We start from the raw sequence: 18,644 nt of genomic DNA, 5'->3' as shown, positions 1-18,644 counted from the left end.
ACCGGCTGACCGGCGAATGAACTTGTGCCGTAATGCCGTTCACGGCTGGCGGTCAGTCTCCGGGCGGTAGCTGGCGCGGTCCGTCGGGCGCGCGCAGCTCGGTCGCCGCATCGGGCCGCGGCAGCTGCGGGTCGCGGCCGCGCCCGGACACCGACCGCGACGGCGGGCGAGGCCGGTGGCTTCCGATCGCATGGGGGATGGCACGGCCCCCGCGCGTGGGCGCGCCGCGTGTGGGCCCGGGCGTGCCGGTGTCGGTGGTGTCCGAGTCGACCGTCACCCGGCGGGTGCGCTTGAGGGAGAACCTGATCTCCTCAACCTCTTCGAAGACCGTTCGCAGCGGCTGAGTCGTGGTGTCGATCATCCGCGCCACCAGCGGCGGCACCAACGGGCGGATCCAGCGGGCCGCGGCCTTGGTGGCGTCCGGGATCGACGGGATCAGCGGGGTCGCCCGCTCCGCGTGCGGTTGCACCGCGCGCGGCGGCTCGACCGGCGCGGGCAGGTTCGCGGGGGGCTCGGGCACCGGCTCGGCCGCCGACGCCGCGGCGATCGCGCGGCTGGCGGCCTCGGCTTCCGCGGCGATCGGCAGGTACACGTCGTCCTCGACCGCCGGCTCCAGGGCCGGCCGAACCGGTCGCAGCGACGGAGTGCTGACCGGGGCCTCGAGGGCCTCGGCCACCCGCCGGCGTTGCTGTTCGCGGTCGATCTCGGCCTGCGCCTCGATGGCGAGCCGCGCCTGGGTGAGGCGGTGTTCGGCCCACATGATTTCGGCCTCGCGGCGAACCTCGGCCCGCTTGATCGCGATCGCGGTGTCGGCGTCGAGCTCGGCGCGTTCCCGGTCCGTCCGCGCGGTCGCGTGGCGGTCGTGGCTGGTCTCACCGCGCCAGCGCCGCAGGATCAGGGGCAGCAGATACAGCAGCGCGCAGAGCGCGTCCGCCGCCAGCCGCAGCGCCAGCGCGCCGGCGCCGGCGAACGTGAGGTCGTTCATGGCGACCCAGCGCGCGCCGAGACCCCGGTCGGCGCCCGCGACGGCGGCCTGGTGCGCCTGTGCCACGACCCGTTCCTGGCGCGCGACGGCGGCGTCGAGCTCCGGTGCTTGGCGGTCCCGCGCCGCCAGCGCGTCGTCCAGCTCGTGCTGCGCGTCGGCGAGCAGCTCGTTTGCGGTTCGCGTTTCCGGTCCGGCGCCGGGAACGCCGGTGATCCGGGTCTGCGGGCACGGCGGGGTGGGGTGGTACTCACAGCGCGCGACCACCAGGGCCCGGTCCTGGTGCTCCCGGGCCTGCTCGACGGCGCGGTCGAGCCCGCCGCGCGCCTCCCTGGCCTGCTGCAGGGATGCCGACGCCCGCGCGACGGCCGGCGTGGCTTCGGCGTCGCGCAGGGCCCGTTCGTCGAGGCGGCGGTCGATCGAGCCGGCAAAGATGACCAGCGCGGCGAGCTCGCCCACCGCGACGCCGAGCGCCACGGCGACGGCCGCGCGGCCACCGATACCGGATCCGCCCCGGTCGGGCCGGCCGGCGATGCCGCGCGTCACCGCGCCGACCAGCAGGCCGACGACCAGCGTCAGTGGGACGACCGCGAGCCGCGGCCAGCGTTCGGCCTGGCTCACCGCCAGCCCCGCGACCAGCCAGGCCAGCAGGGCGCCGATCACCACGACCGCGTCCGCGACGTGGGCCGGCCGCCTTCTGTCAGCGATTTGTCGGGCGCACATCAGCTCCAAACACCTCCCCAGTCAGTCAAGGGTCCCAGGCCGGCGGCCGACACACCGAATCGAGGCGCCCCGCATGTGGTGTGGTTCACAGCCAGAGGGGCGCGAGACGGGAATGTGGGGCCGCGCCCGGCGCGAATGCTGCGACGCGGGCAGATCAGCGGTCGTTCCGGCGGGGGACGTGAGACGGTATAAGCCTATGCAAAACCACGACTATGTCAGCTACGAAGAGTTCGGCCGCCGGTTCTTCGAGGTCGCGGTCACGCCCGAGCGCGTCGCCGCCGCGTTCGCCGACATCGCGGGCAACGAGTTCGCCATGGAGCCCATCGCCCAGGGCCCGGGCGGGATCGCCAAGGTCAGCGCCAACGTCAAGATCCAGGATCCCAAGGTGACCCGGCGGCTGGGCGACGACATCACGTTCGTCATCCACATCCCGCTGTCCATCGATCTGCTGCTGGACCTGCGGCTGGACAAGCAGCGGTTCGTGGTCTCCGGCGACATCGCGTTGCGCGCCACCGCCCGGGCCGCCGAGCCCCTGCTGCTGATCGTCGACGTCGCCAAGCCGCGGCCGTCGGACATCACCGTCAACGTGTCCTCGAAGTCCTTCCGCGGCGAGGTGCTGCGCATCCTGGCGGGCGTCGACGGCGAGATCCGACGCTTCATCGCCGCCTACGTCGCCGAGGAGATCGACTCGCCGCAGTCGCAGGCCGCGCAGGTCATCGACGTGGCCCACCAGCTGCAGGAGGCCTGGCCCTGACGGGCCGCGCGCATCGGGGTTTATCGCGTCGGCGGGCCCGGGTATGCGGGAAGCCGTGGCACGAGTAGATGTTTCGATGTCGTCGGACGTGGACCCGGAAACCGCCTGGAAGCTGGCGTCCGATCTGCGCCGGTTCGACGAATGGATGACGATCTTCGGCGGGTGGCGCGGACCGGTGCCGTCCACGATCGAGAAGGGCACCTGCGTCTCGTCGTGCATCAAGGTCAAGGGCTTCCGCAACATCATCCACTGGGAAGTCACCCGCTACGACGAGCCGAAATCCATTGAGCTGCAAGGCCGGGGGCGCGGCGGGATCCGGATCGGGGTCGCGATGACCGTCACCGGCACCGACTCCGGATCGGATTTCCACCTGACCGCCGAATTGAAGGGCGGCCTGCTCGGCGGGCCCGTCGGGGGACTGGTGGCCCGGGTGTTGCGGTCGGACGTGCGCAAGTCGGTCAACAACCTGGCTTGCCTGCGCTGACGGGTTAGCGCGCGGGCCAGTCGCGTTCGGCGTCGCGGACTCGCCTGCGGTCCATGGCAAGCCACGCCAGCCCGCCGCCGAACGCCAGCAGGCCGACGATCGCCGCGGCGACGCCGCCACCGGCGATACCGAGCGCAAAGTTGGTCACGCAGACCGCGAACGCCACCACGGCTGCCGCGACGGCGACGAGCCCCGGCGACCACGCGGACTCCCGATGGTGGTGCGCGATCTGCCGTGTCACGAGTGCCACGAGCGTCTCCTCAGGTGTTTTTCGTTTTTCGCCGCTTTCTGCCGGCTACCCGAAACACCCTCGGAACAAACGACTTACGCGCGTTGGTGGCGAGCTACAGCGTCTGGTGCCGACCGAAGTACTTGTGGTCCTCGCTGTAGCCGCCGTAGCCGCTGCCGATGTCGCGGTAGTCGGAGACGAACTCGATCCCCTTGATCCACTTCACCAGTTTGAAGCCGTGCTGCAGCTCGTTGCGCAGCCGCAGCGGCTTGCCGTGCATGTAGGGCAGCGGCTGGTCGTTCATGTTGAACGCCAGCATCGTCATGTGGTGGTCCATCTGGCCGATGTGGTGGGCGTTGTAGTAGATGCCGCCGGTGGCGCCGAGACCCATCGAGTAGAACACCGCCCATTTGGCCTCGGGCAGCGGCTTGACGATGTCCATGATCGTCTTCATCTGCACGCCACCCCATTTGGCGACGCCGGACCACGCCTGGATGCAGAAGTGCTGGCTGATCTGCTCGTGGTAGGGCAGCGCCTTGAGGTCGTCGAGCGAGAACTCCATCGGGTGCTCGACGAGGCCGTAGACCTTGAGGCGCCAGTCCTTGAAGTCGTCGCGCTCCAGTTCCTTGTACTCGACGGTCTCGGGCAGCCGGCCGTTGCGCCAGTGATGCGGCGAGATGTCCTTCTCGGTGAACGCGCCGGGCTTGGGGTCCAGCTGCTCGAGCATGCGCTGGAACGGGCCCACCAGCGCGTAGCCGACCCGCTGCACCACCCGGGGGTGCTTGATGGTGAACGGGGTGGCCCAGACCCAGGCGATGGCCGTCACGACCATCGCGAGCGAGAAGATCCCGAATCCGATCCAGCTGTTGTCGTCGCGGGAGGCGAACATGTGGTTGAGATTGCGCAGCGCCTCGGTCGTCAAGACCATCGTCACGTGCACCAGGATGAAGAACAGGAAGTACACCAGCACCACGAAATGCAGCGATCGCGCGTGCTGGATGCTCAGGCGCTTGCTCAGCCAATGCACGCGCTGCGACAGCGCCGGTGACATGCCCAGGCCGGTGATCAGCGCGGCCGGGGCGGCGATGAACACGGTGGTGAAGTACGCCAGCAGCTGCAGGCCGTTGTAGGCGACCCAGCCGTTGTCGGTCGGCCAGTCCAGCGACATGTACTGGATCGCCACCGACAAGGCGTTGGGGAAGACGTCCCAGTTGGTCGGCACGATGTGGCGCCACTGTCCGGTGGCGAACAGCAACACGTAGAAGACCAGGCCGTTCACCAGCCATAGGACGTCGACGCCGAGGTGCCACCACCGGGCCAGGCCGATGGAGTGCCGGAAGCCGGGCAGCCCGAGTTGCGGGGGCAGCGCGACGGTGTCGGCGTTGGCGGTCCACAGTTCGTCATCGGGCACCGGCGGGCCGACCCGCAGCCACTCGTCCTTGCCGGGCGTGGCGTTGCGGCTGAAGTAGAGCCGGGGATGGTCGCAGAGGATCTGGATCCCGGTCCGGATGATGAACATCATCATGAACAGGTTGAAGAAGTGGGTCCAGCCGATCCAGGCGGGCAGACCGTGCGGTCCGGCGCTGGCGATGTCGGTGCCGGGGTGGCGCGCGATGAACTCCTGCACCGCGGGCACGTTGTGCAGGCCCTTGCCGATCGCGATCGCCGCGATCAGCAGAACCATGCCGATCGGGATCAGCCACAGCAGGTTGAACCATTTGTCGCGGCCGACGCGCAGCTTGGGCGCGGTCGCCCGGCGGGTGAGGTCGAAGCCGCCGCCGTAGGCCTCCACGTCGATGGTGTCGTGGGCGGTATGGATCTCGTTCCGGTAGTCCGGGATGGAGGTCAGCGGCGTGCCCACCGCCAACGTCGAGATTGAGCTGTTCCCCACCGGATCAACGTGCTTGCTTTCGGCATGCGTCACGGGGTTGAAAATACACGAGAGCACCCGGATAAATCCAAGTTTGGTTGGGAAAAATACCCGACGCCCGGCGCGCCGGGGCGTATTGCTGTCGGCAATAGTTGACGGCGGTCACACTTTGTCTGGGCGCGCATGGCGGTTTTGCCGCAGCTGCCACGGGACGGCGCGGTTATCGCCGCAGAATCGGTTTCTTGGCGCTCACTGTGAGTTTGGTTAAAACCGTCTGGCAGTCGCCGCTAGCCCGTGTCGGGCGGTCGCACGCGTCGGGCAGGGCGGGTCTCAATGGCGTTGATGGTCAGGGCGCGGCGGCCGATCCGCCAGCCGGCGTCGGTCAGCTGGTAGTCGTCGTCGTAGCGCAGGTGCCAGACCACGTCGGTCACGTCACCGGGGTCCGCGCCGCGGCGGCTCCAGTGGTGCGCGACGCACGCCACCCGCCCGGTTGCGGCCCCGGGCCGCGGCCCGTCGCCGTAGACCTCGCCGACGATCGCGTGCTGGGTGCGCTCGACCGCGGCGACGGCGGCCAGCGCGGCGGCGATGGCGTCGGTGCCGCGGTGGGAACGAACGGGCTCCAGCGCGCCCGGCGGCTCGGGCACGTTCAGCTCGGCAGTCGCCGTGAAAAGCGTTGCGACCGCGTCGAACTGGCGGTCGTCGACGCCGGCCGCATACCGGTGCACCAGGTCGCTGAGGGCCGCCCGGTCGTCGGCGGAAAGGGGCATGACGAAACCTACGCGATCAGCGACAGCCGCTGCGCACACGCCGACAGCATGTCCTTGGCCTCCTCGATGTCGGCGGTCGGCGGCGTCGACAGCACGATCCGGTCGGCGCCCTGGTCGACCAGGGCGCCCGCGCGCTCCGCGTCGATCTTGGTGACCGTGTGCCCCAGGGACACCTCCAGGGCCGCGGGGTCGCGGCCCGCCGCCGCCGCCTCGTCGCGCATCAGCGCGATCAGTGACGCGAGCTGCCGGCCGGCCACGCCCAGCGGTTGCAGGCCGTCGCCCAGGCGCCCCGCCCGGCGCGCCGCCGCCCTGCTGTGCCCACCGATGTGGACCGGAAGTCGTTCGCCGGCAACGGGTTTGGGATAGCACATGACGTCGTCGAAGTCGAAGAACTCGCCGTGGTGCGACACCCCCTGCGGCCGGTCGGCCCATAGTGCCCGCAACACGGCCAGCTGCTCGTCGGCCCGCCGGCCCCGGCTGTCGAACTCCGCGCCGCAGGCCTCGACCTCCTCCCGCAGCCAGCCCACGCCCACGCACAGCCGCAGCCGTCCGCCCGAGAGCGCGTCGACGGTCGCCGCGCGTTTGGCGAGCACCACCGGGTGGTGGTTGGGCAGCACCAGCACGCCGGTGGCCAGGCCCAACCGGCTGGTGTGGCCGGCCAGGAACGCCAGCAGGTCCAGCGGGTCGGGGATGGGGCAGTCGGCGGCCAGGCCGACCCGCCCGGAGCTGTCGTAGGGGTAGACGCTGTCGTAGCGGGTGGCCAGGACGGTGTGCTCGACGACCACGATCGACTCGAACCCGCACCGCTCCAGGTGGCCCGCGAAGGCCGCCATGTATTCGGGATCCGCGGTGACGCCGTCGGCGACCGGGGCCAGAACTCCCACTTTCACGGCAGCGTTCATGGCTCCTGAAGCTACAGGGCTATACCGCGGGCGTTATCGCCGCGCGGACGGCCTCGGCCAGGGCGGCCGCCCGGCGATCGGTGAAGACGTCCTCGAGCAGCACCGGGCGGCCGTCCGGTCCGGTCAGCGGCACCCGCCAGTTCGGGTACTCGTCGGTGGTGCCCGGCTGGTTCTGGGTGCGGCGGTCGCCGACCGCGTCGGTCAGCGCCACCCCCAGCAGCCGCGACGGGGTCCGGCCCAGGTAGCGGTACAGCGCGAGGACGACCGCTTCCGGGTCGTCTTCGGGGTTGTCTGAGCCCGCACCCAGCAGGCCCACCCGGCGCAGCTCGGCCATCCAGGCCGCCAGCTCGGCCCGATCGGATGCGAGCTCGTCGGCCGCGGGCCGGGTCAGCAAACCGAGGGACTCCCGCAGCCGCACGTGGTCGCCGGCCAGGTAACCCGCCGTCGGCGGCAGGTCGTGGGTGGTCACCGACGACAGGCAGTACTCGCGCCAGCGCTCGGCGGGCAGCGGCCCGCCGTTCCCGTCGCGGTCGGACTCGAACCACAGGATCGAGGTGCCCAGCACCCCACGCAGCAAGAGGTAGTCGCGCACCCACGGCTCGACGGTGCCGAGGTCCTCGCCGACGACGAGCGCCCCGGCCCGGTGCGCCTCCAGCGCGACGATGCCGATCATCGCCTCGTGGTCGTAGCGCACGTAGGTGCCCTCGGTGGGCGGTGCGCCCTGCGGGATCCACCACAGCCGGAACAACCCGATGATGTGGTCGATGCGCACGCCGCCGGCGTGCCGCAGCACGGCCCGGATCAGCGCGCGAAAGGGCCGGTACTCCTGCTCGTCGAGGCGGTCCGGGCGCCACGGCGGCTGCGACCAGTCCTGGCCGAGCTGGTTGAACTCGTCCGGTGGCGCGCCCGCCGTCACCCCCAGCGCCAGCACGTCCTGCAGGGCCCAGGCGTCGGCGCCGTCGGGGTGCACGCCGACGGCGAGGTCGTGCATGATGCCCAGCCCCATCCCCGCCCGCACCGCCTGCGACTGGGCCGCCGCGAGTTGTTCGTCGAGCTGCCACTGCAGCCAGCGGTGGAAATCGACGGCGTCCGAATGCTTTTCGGCAAAACGCCGCACGGCGGCGCAGTCGGGCCGGCGCAGCGACTCCGGCCAGCGGTGCCAGTCACCGCCGTATTCCTCGGCCAGCGCGCACCAGGTGGCGAAGTCGTCGAGCGCGCCACCCTCGCGGTCGCGGAACGCGGCGTAGGCCAGCTCGCGGCCGGCCGAGCGGGGCAGCCGGTGCAGCAGCTCCAGCGCCGCGCGCTTGGCCGCCCACGCGCCGTCGCGGTCGACGGCGTCGAGCCGGGCGGCCCGCCGCTGGACGTCCGAGCGCAGCCGCCGCACCCGGCCGCGCTTGGTCAGGTCGGCGTATTCCGGGATCGCCTCCACCCGCAGGTAGAGCGGGTTGACGAAGCGGCGCGAGGTCGGCAGGTAGGGCGACGGCTCCATCCGGCCCGTCGGCCCCGCGAACCCGGCGGCGTGCAGCGGGTTGACCAGCACGTAGTCCGCGCCGTGGCGCGCCGCCGACCACACCGCGAGGTCGGCCAGGTCGGTGAGGTCCCCGACGCCCCACGAACGCCGGGACCGCACGCTGTAGAGCTGCGCGGCCAGCCCCCACGCGCGGCGTGCCCCCAGCCGCTCCGGCAAACCCAGCCAGTCCGGCGTCACGATCAGCGCGGTGCTGGCCTCGAAGTCGCCGGAGCGCAGCCGCACCCGGTGGTAGCCCAGCGGCAAATCGCCGGGCAGGACGAAGCTGGCCTCGCCGATCAGGCGGCCGTCCAGGTCGAAGGGCGGCGTGAAGTTGTCCACCTGCCGGACCCCGCCGCGCACCGTGCCGTCCTCGAGCTCGACGCGCACCTCGGCGGGGTCGCCGTGGGTCACGTGCACCCAGAACCGGATCTGCTCACCGCTGCGCCCGACGATGGTCGCGGGCATCCGGCGCTCCCAATACGACCGCCGCCTGGCCGCCAGCGCGTCGTTGCGCTCCCGTTCGGTGCCCGCCGCGACACCGAGCGCGCCGAGCACGGCCACCAGCGTGTCCTGCCCGACGGGCACGCGCCGGCCGGTCCAGTCCTCGTAGTCGGTGGCGATGTGATAGCGGCGGGCGAGTTCGACCAGCGAGGGCGCGAGCTCAGTCATGTCGCCCATCTTGCTGGAGAACCGCGCGCCCAGGGGGTCCAGTGTGAGCTGACGGCTTTCAGTGTGCGCGTAGGGCGCGGTGGGGGCGGTTTTTCCGCCCTGGATTCACAGCCAACGCCGTGAACTCACACTCGATTGCGAGCGGGGTCGCCGGGTTGGACTGCCGGGCGGGCTCGCGGAGGTGCCCGTTCAACAGGACTAGTCGGCCAACCACGGCTAACATGCCCAATGAGACGTGAAGAATCCAGCCGGGGGATCAGTGGGGAAGACCGACGTTGCGGGCGCTGCTGCCCGCACCGGGTCCTCGCGGGTGATTCACGTAATTCGCGAGACGGACAATATCCAGGCGTTCGAACAGACCGGATGGTGAATTAAGTGGCGGAAGAGAGTCGCGGGCAGCGCGGGTCGGGCTACGGCCTCGGGTTGTCGACCCGGACCCAGGTGACCGGTTACCAGTTCCTGGCTCGCCGCACCGCGATGGCGCTGACCCGCTGGCGCGTCCGCATGGAGATCGAGCCGGGCCGGCGCCAGACCCTGGCCGTCATCGCCTCGGTCTCCGCGTCCCTGGTGATCTGCCTGGGCGCGCTGCTCTGGTCGTTCCTGTCCCCGTCGGGCCAGATCAACGAGTCGCCGATCATCGCCGACCGCGACTCCGGCGCCCTCTACGTCCGCGTGGGGGACAAGCTGTACCCCGCGCTGAACCTGGCCTCGGCCCGGCTGATCACCGGACGCCCGGACAACCCGCACCTGGTCCGCTCCAGCCAGATCGCGAACCTGCCCCGCGGGCCGCTGGTCGGCATCCCGGGCGCGCCGTCGCACTTCGCCCCCAAGACGCCGGCCGCGTCGTCCTGGCTGGTGTGCGACACGGTCGGCTCGACCGGTGTCGGCGCGCCGTCGGGGGTCACGGTGACGGTGATCGACGGCACCCCCGACCTCAGCGGCCACCGGCAGGTGCTCAACGGCTCGGACGCCGTAGTGCTGCGCTACGGCGACGACACGTGGGTGGTCCGGCAGGGCCGCCGCTCGAAGATCGACGCCATGAACCGCTCGGTGCTGCTGCCGCTGGGCCTGACGCCCGAGCAGGTCAGCATGGCCAAGCCGATGAGCCGCGCCCTGTACGACGCGTTGCCCGTCGGGCCCGAACTCACGGTGCCGGAGATTCCGAACGGCGGATCCCCGGCCGCCTTCCCGGGCGCGCCCGGCCCGGTGGGAACGGTCATCGTCACCCCGCAAATCAGTGGGCCGCAACAGTATTCGCTGGTACTGACCGACGGCGTCCAGACGCTGCCGCCGCTGGTGGCCCAGATCCTGCAGAACGCCGGCGGCCCGGGTTCTGCCACCAAGCCGGTCACCGTGGAACCGTCGGCGCTGGCGAAGATGCCGGTGGTCAACAAGCTGGACCTGTCGTCGTATCCCGACAACCCACTGAACGTGATGGACATCCGGGAGAACCCGGCGACCTGCTGGTGGTGGCAGAAGACCTCGGGCGAGAACCGGGCCCGCATCCAGGTGGTGTCCGGGTCGACCCTGCCCGTCGGGGCCAAGGAGACGAACAAGGTGGTGTCCCTGGTCAAGGCCGACACCACCGGCCGCGAGGCCGACCAGGTCTACTTCGCCCCCGACCACGCCAACTTCGTGGCCGTCACCGGCAACGACGCCGGCGCCAAGACGACGGAGTCGCTGTGGTGGCTGACGGACGCCGGCGCCCGGTTCGGTGTGGACGACACCCGTGAGGCCCGCGAGGCGCTGGGCCTGAAGACCACGCCGAGCCTGGCGCCGTGGGTGGCGCTGCGGCTGCTGCCCCAGGGCCCCACCCTGTCGCGCGCGGACGCTCTGGTGGAGCACGACACCTTACCGATGGACATGTCCCCTGCAGAGTTGGTGGTACCCCGATGAAACGCGGATTCGCAAGGCCCACACCGGAAAAGGCGCCGGTGATCAAGCCGGAGAACATCGTTCTGCCCACGCCGCTGAGCATCCCGCCGCCCGAGGGCAAGCCGTGGTGGATCGTGGTGGTCGGCGTCGTGGTGATCGGCCTGCTGGGCGGGATGGTCGCGATGACCTTCGCCAGCGGCTCGCACGTGTTCGGCGGCGTCGGCGCGATCTTCCCGATCTTCATGGTCGGCGGGATGATGATGATGATGTTCCGCGGCGGCGGCGGCCAGCAGCAGATGAGCCGGCCGAAGCTGGACGCGATGCGCGCCCAGTTCATGCTGATGCTGGACATGCTGCGCGAGACGGCCCACGAATCCGCCGACAGCATGGACGCCAACTACCGCTGGTTCCACCCCGAACCGACGACGCTGGCGGCGGCAGTCGGGTCGTCGCGGATGTGGGAGCGCAAGCCCGACGGCAAGGACCTCAACTTCGGCGTGGTGCGCGTCGGCGTGGGCATGACGCGCCCCGAGGTGACCTGGGGCGAGCCGCAGAACATGCCGACCGACATCGAGCTCGAGCCGGTGACGGGCAAGGCGCTGCAGGAGTTCGGCCGCTACCAGAGCGTCGTCTACAACCTGCCGAAGATGATCTCGCTGCTGGTCGAACCCTGGTACTCGCTGGTCGGGGAGCGCGAGCAGGTGCTGGGCCTGATGCGGGCGATCATCTGCCAGCTGGGGTTCTCGCACGGGCCCGACCACGTGCAGATGATCGTGGTCAGTTCCGATCTCGAGCAATGGGATTGGGTCAAGTGGCTGCCGCACTTCGGTGACCCGCGGCGCCAGGACGCGGCCGGCAACGCGCGGATGGTCTACAGCTCGGTGCGGGAGTTCGCCGCCGAGCAAGCCGAATTGTTCGCCGGCCGTGGCTCTTTCACGCCCCGGCACGCCAGCTCGTCGGCGCAGACCCCGACGCCGCACACGGTGATCATCGCCGACATCGCCGACCCGCAGTGGGAGTTCGTCATCAGCGCCGAGGGCATCGACGGTGTGACGTTCTTCGACCTGACCGGCGGGTCGATGTGGTCGGCCGTCCCGGAGCGCACCCTGCGGTTCGACGACCGCGGCGTCATCGAGGCCCTGCCGCGCGACCGCGACACCTGGATGGTCATCGACGAGAAGCCGTGGTTTTTCGCCCTCACCGACCACGTCAGCGTCGCCGAGGCGGAGGAGTTCGCGCAGAAGCTGGCGCGCTGGCGGCTGGCCGAGGCATACGAGGAGATCGGTCAGCGGGTGGCCCACATCGGCGCCCGCGACATCATGGCCTACTACGGGATCGACGACCCGGCCGACATCGACTTCGACGCGCTGTGGGGCAGCCGCACCGACTCGATGGGCCGCTCGCGGCTGCGGGCGCCGTTCGGCAACCGCTCCGACAACGGCGAATTGCTGTTCCTGGACATGAAGTCGCTGGACGAGGGCGGCGACGGCCCGCACGGGGTCATGTCGGGTACCACCGGTTCGGGTAAGTCGACGCTGGTGCGCACCGTGATCGAGTCCCTGATGCTCGGCCACCCGCCGGAGGAACTGCAGTTCGTGCTCGCCGACCTCAAGGGTGGTTCGGCCGTCAAGCCGTTCGCCGGGGTGCCGCACGTGTCGCGCATCATCACCGACCTGGAAGAGGACCAGGCGCTGATGGAGCGGTTCCTGGACGCGCTGTGGGGCGAGATCGCCCGCCGCAAGGCGATCTGCGACAGCGCCGGCGTCGACGACGCCAAGGAGTACAACAGCGTGCGCTCCCGGATGCGCGCCCGCGGCCAGGACATGCCGCCGCTGCCGATGCTCGTGGTCGTCATCGACGAGTTCTACGAGTGGTTCCGCATCATGCCGACGGCCGTCGATGTGCTCGACTCGATCGGGCGGCAGGGCCGCGCGTACTGGATCCACCTGATGATGGCGTCGCAGACGATCGAGAGCCGCGCCGAAAAGCTCATGGAGAACATGGGTTACCGGTTGGTGCTGAAGGCGCGCACCGCCGGTGCGGCGCAGGCCGCCGGCGTGCCGAACGCGGTGAACCTGCCGGCCCAGGCCGGCCTGGGCTACTTCCGCCGCAGCCTGGAGGACATCGTCCGGTTCCAGGCCGAGTTCCTGTGGCGCGACTACATCTCCCGCGGGTCGTCCATCGACGGCGACGAGGCGCCGGCGCTGGTGCACAGCATCGATTACGTTCGCCCGCAACTGTTTACCAACTCGTTCACCCCGCTCGAGGTCAGCGTCGGCGGGCCGCAGCTGGAGCAGACGCTCGCCAACGGCTCCAACGGCGAGGTGCTCGAGCCGGCCGAGGCCGAGGACGACGACGAAGGCGTCCGGACGCCCAAGGTCGGCACGGTGATCATCGATCAGCTGCGCAGGATCGACTTCGAGCCCTACCGGTTGTGGCAACCGCCGCTGAGCGAACCGGTCGCCATCGACGAGCTGGTCAACCGGTTCCTCGGGCACGCCTGGCAGCAGGACTACGGCAGCGCGCAGAACCTGGTCTTCCCCATCGGGATCATCGACCGGCCGTTCAAGCACGACCAGCCGCCGTGGACGGTGGACACCTCCGGCCCCGGCGCCAACGTGCTGATCCTCGGCGCCGGCGGGTCGGGCAAGACCACCGCGCTGCAGACGCTGATCTGCTCGGCCGCGCTGACCCACACGCCGGATCAGGTTCAGTTCTACTGCCTGGCCTACAGCGGCACCGCGCTGACCACGGTCGCCCAGCTGCCCCACGTGGGCGAGGTGGCCGGCCCGACCGACCCGTACGGCGTGCGCCGCACGGTCGCCGAGTTGCTGGCCCTGGTCCGCGAGCGCAAGCGCAGCTTCCTCGAATACGGCATCGCCTCGATGGAGGTGTTCCGGCGCCGCAAGTTCGCCGGCGAGGCCGGCCCGGTGCCCAACGACGGGTTCGGCGACGTCTACCTGGTGATCGACAACTACCGCGCGCTGGCCGAGGAGAACGAGGTCCTGATCGAGCAGGTGAACCTGATCATCAACCAGGGCCCCTCGTTCGGGGTGCACGTGGTCGTCACCGCCGACCGCGAGTCGGAGCTGCGGCCGCCGGTGCGCAGCGGTTTCGGCTGCCGCGTCGAGTTGCGCCTGGCCGCGGTGGAGGACGCCAAGCTGGTGCGTTCGCGCTTCGCCAAGGAAGTCCCGGTCAAGCCCGGGCGCGGCATGGTCGCGGTTAACTACGTCCGCCTGGACGCCGACCCGCAGGCCGGCCTGCACACGCTGGTGGCGCGGCCCGCGCTGGCCAGCACGCGCGACAACGTGTTCGCCTCCGACAGCATCGTCGAGGCGGTCAGCCGGCTGGCGAGCGGCCAGGCGCCGCCGATCCGCCGGCTGCCCGCGCGGTTCGGCGTGGAGCAGGTGCGCGAGCTGGCCGCCCGCGACACCCGCCAGGGCGTCGGTGCCGGCGGAATCGCCTGGGCCATCTCGGAATTGGACCTGGCGCCGGTCTATCTCAACTTCGCCGAGAACGCGCACCTGATGGTGACGGGCCGGCGCGAGTGTGGGAAGACCACGACGCTGGCGACCATCATGTCCGAGATCGGCCGGCTCTACGCGCCCGGCGCCAGCAGCGCCCCGCCGCCGCCGCCCGGGCGGCCGTCGGCCCAGGTGTGGCTGGTCGACCCGCGCCGCCAGCTGCTGACCGTGATGGGCTCGGAGTATGTCGAGAACTTCGCCTACAACCTCGACGGCGTGCAGGCGATGATGAACGACCTGTCCGCGCTGCTGGCCAGCCGCGAGCCGCCGCCCGGCCTGTCGGCGGAGGAGCTGATGTCGCACTCGTGGTGGAGTGGCCCGGAGATCTTCCTGATCGTCGACGACATCCAGCAGATGCCGGCCGGTTTCGATTCGCCGCTGCACAAGGCGGCCGCCTGGGTGACCAGGGCCTCCGACGTGGGCCTGCACGTGATCGCCACGCGCTCGTTCGGCGGCTGGTCGTCGGCGGGCAGCGACCCGATGCTGCGGGCGCTGCACCAGGCCAACGCGCCGCTGCTGGTAATGGACGCCGACCCCGACGAGGGCTTCATCCGCGGCAAGATGAAGGGCGGCCCGCTGCCCCGCGGCCGCGGCCTGCTGATGGCCGAGGACACCGGGGTGTTCGTCCAGGTGGCGGCCACCGAGTTCCGCAAGTAGGACCGGGCGTTGCGCTGGGGCTGATCGAAGGTCAGCCCCAGCGCAGCGGTAATTCCTTGAGCGCGAACGTCTTCGACGGGAATCTGATCTCCGGCGTGTAGTCCGCGGGCAGTTCGAAGTCGGGGATCTGGCGCAGCCATTCGTCGACGACGATGGTCAGCTCGATGCGCGCCAGATGCGACCCCAGGCAGCGGTGCGGGCCGCCGCCGAAGCCCCAGTGCCGGTGCACCTTGCCGTCCAAAAACAGCTCGTCGGTGGACATCTCGTCGCTGCCGTCGCGGTTCACCGCGGCCATGCACAGCCGCACCGGGGTGCCGGCGGGCAGCGTCATGCCGCCGATGGTGACCACCTGCGTCGTCACCCGGGGCGCCACTGGCGCCGACGGCTCCAGCCGGACGATCTCTTCGATGAAAACCCTGATCTGGCGGGGGTTTTCGCGCAGCGATTCGCGCAGCTGGGGTCGGCGCGCGAGTTCGAACAAGGAGAACCCGATCGCCGCGGTCACGGTGTCCAGGCCGGCCAGGATCAACAGGTGGCTCATGCCCAGCAGCTCGAGATCGGTGAAGTCGCCCGGGCCGGTCATCACCCGCGACAACATGTCCGGGCCCGGGTTTTTGCGGCGCTGCGCGATCGCGTCGGTCAGATACGCCATCAGCTCGCCCGCCTTCTCGAGGTCCTCCCGCGTCGAATAGGGCCGGTCGCCGACGATGGCGTCCTTCCAGTCGATGATGCGGTCGCGATCGTCGACGGGCAGCCCGTAGAGGTCGAGGAAGACCTGGAAGGGATAGAGGTTCGCGAAATCGGCCATCGCCTCGCACTTGCCCTGTGCGGCGAGCGCGGCGATCATCTCGGCGGCGTGGCGCGACAGCACGGGGCGGGACTTGCTCAACCCGTGCGGGCTGAAATAGGGCTGCAGGATCTTGCGGTACCGGGTGTGCTCGGGCGGGTCGAACGCCAGGGGCACCACCGGCAGCGGGCTGCCGGGCGGTTGCAGGGCCAGGCGCGACGAGAAGACCTGCGGGTTGCGCAGCGCGGTCAGGACGTCCTCGCGCCGGGTCAGGTAGTAGTGGCCGTTCATGAACACCACCGGCCCGGCGTCCCGCAGCGTCTTCCACCCGACGCCACGGTCTACGGCCATCGGCAGCTTGGAGTACTCGAGCCGCGGCAGGTGGAAGGCGCCCGGCTGGCCTGCACCGAGAGTGCTCATGCGTCTGAACTCCGCGTGTCCGTTGGGTTTTCGTGGATTGTGGGCAAAGTCACCGTCGCGGCCCGGCGGGCTCGGATCGCGTCACGACGGCTTTGCCGGCGGCACCCCAATATCGCACGCGGGCCATGGGGGCACCACCCGTGTCGCCCGCGATCGTCGGCTTCGGCGCCCGGTGCCGCACACGGCGGCTTTATCCGCGGCGGGATTTTATTGCGCGCCGGGCCGCCGGCACCCCGGGCGGGCACTGCCAACCGTCATCGCGCGACCGCGCGGGCGACCGCCCGTCGTTCGCCCGCCGGCCGATTGTCGCAGCTCATGGCGACCGGAACCGGGTTGCGGCGGGCGTCGGGGGAGACGGCGCCACCGCTGAGCACCGCCGGCGGGGCGGCACGCGATGGTCGGCCGCCTGCCAGGCCCCGGCTTCGCCAGATTGCCGATCGGCCGCGGCGAACTAACGTGACGCACAGCCCAAAGGCCGACGAGATTCGAGGGAGGCGACACGTGTCGTTCGGGACCGCACAGCCGGCGGCTACGGCCGCGGCTCGGGCCGTCTCCGCGTCGGTAGAGTGGACCGGCACAGCCCCGAACCGTCGTAGAAGGGCATCGCGTGAAGGTTCGCCTCGACAAGTCCAAGTGCGTCGGCCACGCCCAGTGCTACGCGGTGGATCCGGAGCTGTTCCCGATCGACGAGTCGGGCTATTCGATCCTCGAGGAGCACGAGGTGCGGCCCGAGGACGAGCAGGTGACGCGCGACGGCGTGGCCTCGTGTCCCGAGATGGCGTTGCTGATCGACGAGGACTAGCGCCGGGCGACCGCGCCCCGTTGAGCAAACTGCACATGAACACTCGGCGGTCGCCGGTGAACGGCGGCTGACCGGGAATGAACATTGGTTGGCCAATTACCAACAGTCGCCGATGTAGCTCGGCGTGCCCTGTCTGAGCAGCTAATGTCAACCGCGAGCGGCAGTTCCAGTACGACAAGAGCTGTCGCTCGGTTGCTGAAAGCGGGGTAGTCGAGGCACGTTGCGCACCGTGGTCCTGACCGGGCATCCGGGAATCCTGGTGGCGGAGAGTTTCTCCGGGCCGACGGGACCGGCGCGCAAAGTCACGAAATTCCCGCCCACTGGGTTAGCTGGTCCACAGGGTTGTGACCGCGCCCATCAAGCTTTTTGCCCGACAGCCGAGATTGCCACCGCGATCATGGCCGATTGAGGAGGACACGGTGTTCGACTTCGGTGCGTTACCGCCCGAAATCAATTCCGGTCGTATCTATGCCGGCCCCGGGGCCGAGTCGATCATGGTTGCCGCCACCGCCTGGGACGAACTGGCGGCGGAGCTCGGGACGGCGGCCAGCAGCTACGACTCGGTGCTCACCGAACTGACCAGCGCGCCCTGGGTGGGGCCGTCGTCGACGGCGATGGTGGCGGCCGTCGCGCCCTACGTCAGCTGGCTCGGCGCGGCCGCCGGGCTGGCCGAGGAGAGCGCCAGCCAGGCGCGGGCGGCCGCGGCCGCCTTCGAGACCGCGTTCGCGATGACGGTGCCGCCGCCCGTGATCGCGGCCAACCGGGTGTTGCTGATGACGCTGGTCGCGACCAACTTCTTCGGGCAGAACACCCCGGCGATCATGGCCACCGAGGCCCAGTACATGGAGATGTGGGCCCAGGACGCCGCCGCCATGTACGGCTACGCCGCCGCGTCGGCGACCGCCGCGCAGCTGACCCCCTACCAGCCGCCGCCGAACACCACGACGCCGGAGGGCGTCGCCAATCAGGGCGCCGCGGTGGCCCAGGCCGCCGCCGAGCCGGCCGGCAACTCCGGCCAGACGGCCGCGGCGACCGTCACCCAGCTCGTCCCCGCGGCGACGGTTCCCCAAGCGCTGCAACAACTTTCGACGGGCGTCTCGACGACCTGGCCGTTCTCGATGTTCGAAAGCCAGCTCAAGGACTTCTTGACGTACGGGTTGCCCACCCCGACCAACAACTGGCTGGGGCTGGCATCCAGCCAGTACACCCCGATCCTGAAGAACACGCTGCAGGCCTACTTCGGGGTGGGCATGGGACAGTTCGCCGTGTCGATCGGGCAGCAGTTGACCTTCGGTACCGGTACGACGGCCGGTGCGGGCGGTGCCTGGTACCCGACCCCGCAATTCGCCGGCCTGCACCTGGGCACCGTGGGCGGTGGGGCCGCCGCGGGCGCCCACGCCGCGTCGGCCGCCTCGGCCGTGTCGGCGAGCGCGGGCCAGGCCGGCAAGGTCGGGCTGCTGTCGGTCCCGGCGAACTGGACGACGCCGACCTCGGAGGCCGGCGTCACGCTGGCGGCGGCCGAGGAGGCTCCCGCGAACGCCGGTGCGGGCGCCCCGACCAACGCCGTGCTGCGGGGCATGCCGCCCGGCGCCGTGGGCCGCCGCACCGCGGGCTACGGCTACACCAACAAATACGGGTTCCGCTACAGCGTGCTGACGCGCCCGCCGTCGGCCGGATGACGGGGGGGCG

The 18,644-nt window shown here is 70.6% G+C and carries 13 protein-coding genes; 6 read left to right on the top strand and 7 right to left on the bottom strand.

Annotation, left to right across the window (positions count from 1 at the left end):
* Positions 1 to 52 precede the first annotated feature (52 nt).
* Positions 53 to 1,705, bottom strand: a complete 1,653-nt coding sequence (locus tag AC5Y4Z_RS20560) for a DUF4407 domain-containing protein (RefSeq protein ID WP_499966575.1) — start codon at positions 1,703 to 1,705, stop codon at positions 53 to 55.
* Between the two features lie 196 nt (positions 1,706 to 1,901).
* Here AC5Y4Z_RS20560 and AC5Y4Z_RS20555 point away from each other — a divergent pair, with 196 nt between their 5' ends.
* Both AC5Y4Z_RS20555 and AC5Y4Z_RS20550 read left to right on the top strand, forming a co-directional pair.
* Positions 1,902 to 2,459 carry a hypothetical protein gene (locus AC5Y4Z_RS20555; protein WP_499966573.1) on the top strand — a complete coding sequence of 186 codons (558 nt, stop codon included), beginning with the start codon at positions 1,902 to 1,904 and terminating at the stop codon, positions 2,457 to 2,459.
* 55 nt (positions 2,460 to 2,514) lie between these two features.
* Positions 2,515 to 2,943 carry a type II toxin-antitoxin system Rv0910 family toxin gene (locus AC5Y4Z_RS20550; protein WP_499966571.1) on the top strand — a complete coding sequence of 143 codons (429 nt, stop codon included), beginning with the start codon at positions 2,515 to 2,517 and terminating at the stop codon, positions 2,941 to 2,943.
* Positions 2,944 to 2,947: 4 nt separating this feature from the next.
* Here the strand turns inward: AC5Y4Z_RS20550 and AC5Y4Z_RS20545 are convergent, their stop codons facing one another.
* From AC5Y4Z_RS20545 to malQ, 5 genes are all read right to left on the bottom strand, one after another.
* A complete protein-coding gene (locus tag AC5Y4Z_RS20545; RefSeq protein WP_499966748.1) occupies positions 2,948 to 3,184 on the bottom strand; it encodes a LapA family protein in 237 nt (78 codons plus the stop codon).
* 103 nt (positions 3,185 to 3,287) lie between these two features.
* Positions 3,288 to 5,033, bottom strand: coding sequence for a molybdopterin-dependent oxidoreductase (locus AC5Y4Z_RS20540; protein WP_499966746.1), 1,746 nt, complete (start codon positions 5,031 to 5,033; stop codon positions 3,288 to 3,290).
* A 296-nt stretch (positions 5,034 to 5,329) separates the two neighbouring features.
* Positions 5,330 to 5,809: a nuclear transport factor 2 family protein gene (locus AC5Y4Z_RS20535; RefSeq protein WP_499966569.1), complete on the bottom strand. Its 480-nt coding sequence runs from the start codon at positions 5,807 to 5,809 to the stop codon at positions 5,330 to 5,332.
* Between the two features lie 8 nt (positions 5,810 to 5,817).
* The gene (locus AC5Y4Z_RS20530; protein WP_499966744.1) at positions 5,818 to 6,699 is read right to left on the bottom strand and encodes an LLM class F420-dependent oxidoreductase; all 882 of its coding nucleotides are present in this window, start codon (positions 6,697 to 6,699) and stop codon (positions 5,818 to 5,820) included.
* Between the two features lie 31 nt (positions 6,700 to 6,730).
* Positions 6,731 to 8,890, bottom strand: coding sequence for a 4-alpha-glucanotransferase (gene malQ, locus AC5Y4Z_RS20525; protein ID WP_499966567.1), 2,160 nt, complete (start codon positions 8,888 to 8,890; stop codon positions 6,731 to 6,733).
* Positions 8,891 to 9,265: 375 nt separating this feature from the next.
* Here malQ and eccB point away from each other — a divergent pair, with 375 nt between their 5' ends.
* On the top strand, positions 9,266 to 10,786 hold the full coding sequence (gene eccB / locus AC5Y4Z_RS20520) for a type VII secretion protein EccB (protein WP_499966565.1): 1,521 nt from the start codon (positions 9,266 to 9,268) through the stop codon (positions 10,784 to 10,786).
* Positions 10,783 to 14,946, top strand: a complete 4,164-nt coding sequence (gene eccCa, locus AC5Y4Z_RS20515) for a type VII secretion protein EccCa (RefSeq protein WP_499966563.1) — start codon at positions 10,783 to 10,785, stop codon at positions 14,944 to 14,946. The genes eccB and eccCa overlap by 4 nt, the downstream gene beginning before the upstream one ends.
* 31 nt (positions 14,947 to 14,977) lie before the next feature.
* Here the strand turns inward: eccCa and AC5Y4Z_RS20510 are convergent, their stop codons facing one another.
* Entirely contained in the window at positions 14,978 to 16,153 is a 1,176-nt protein-coding gene (locus AC5Y4Z_RS20510; protein ID WP_499966561.1) for a cytochrome P450, read from the bottom strand.
* A gap of 607 nt (positions 16,154 to 16,760) precedes the next feature.
* On the opposite strand from AC5Y4Z_RS20510, the gene fdxE reads away from it, so the two are divergent.
* Complete coding sequence (fdxE, locus tag AC5Y4Z_RS20505; protein ID WP_499966559.1) at positions 16,761 to 16,955, top strand: ferredoxin FdxE; 195 nt, start codon at positions 16,761 to 16,763, stop codon at positions 16,953 to 16,955.
* 419 nt (positions 16,956 to 17,374) lie between these two features.
* Positions 17,375 to 18,634: a PPE family protein gene (locus tag AC5Y4Z_RS20500; protein ID WP_499966557.1), complete on the top strand. Its 1,260-nt coding sequence runs from the start codon at positions 17,375 to 17,377 to the stop codon at positions 18,632 to 18,634.
* The last annotated feature ends 10 nt before the right edge of the window (positions 18,635 to 18,644 follow it).

It is taken from the genome of Mycobacterium sp. NGS63 (assembly GCF_059812295.1).
This window is presented reverse-complemented; position numbering and strand designations above follow the sequence as displayed.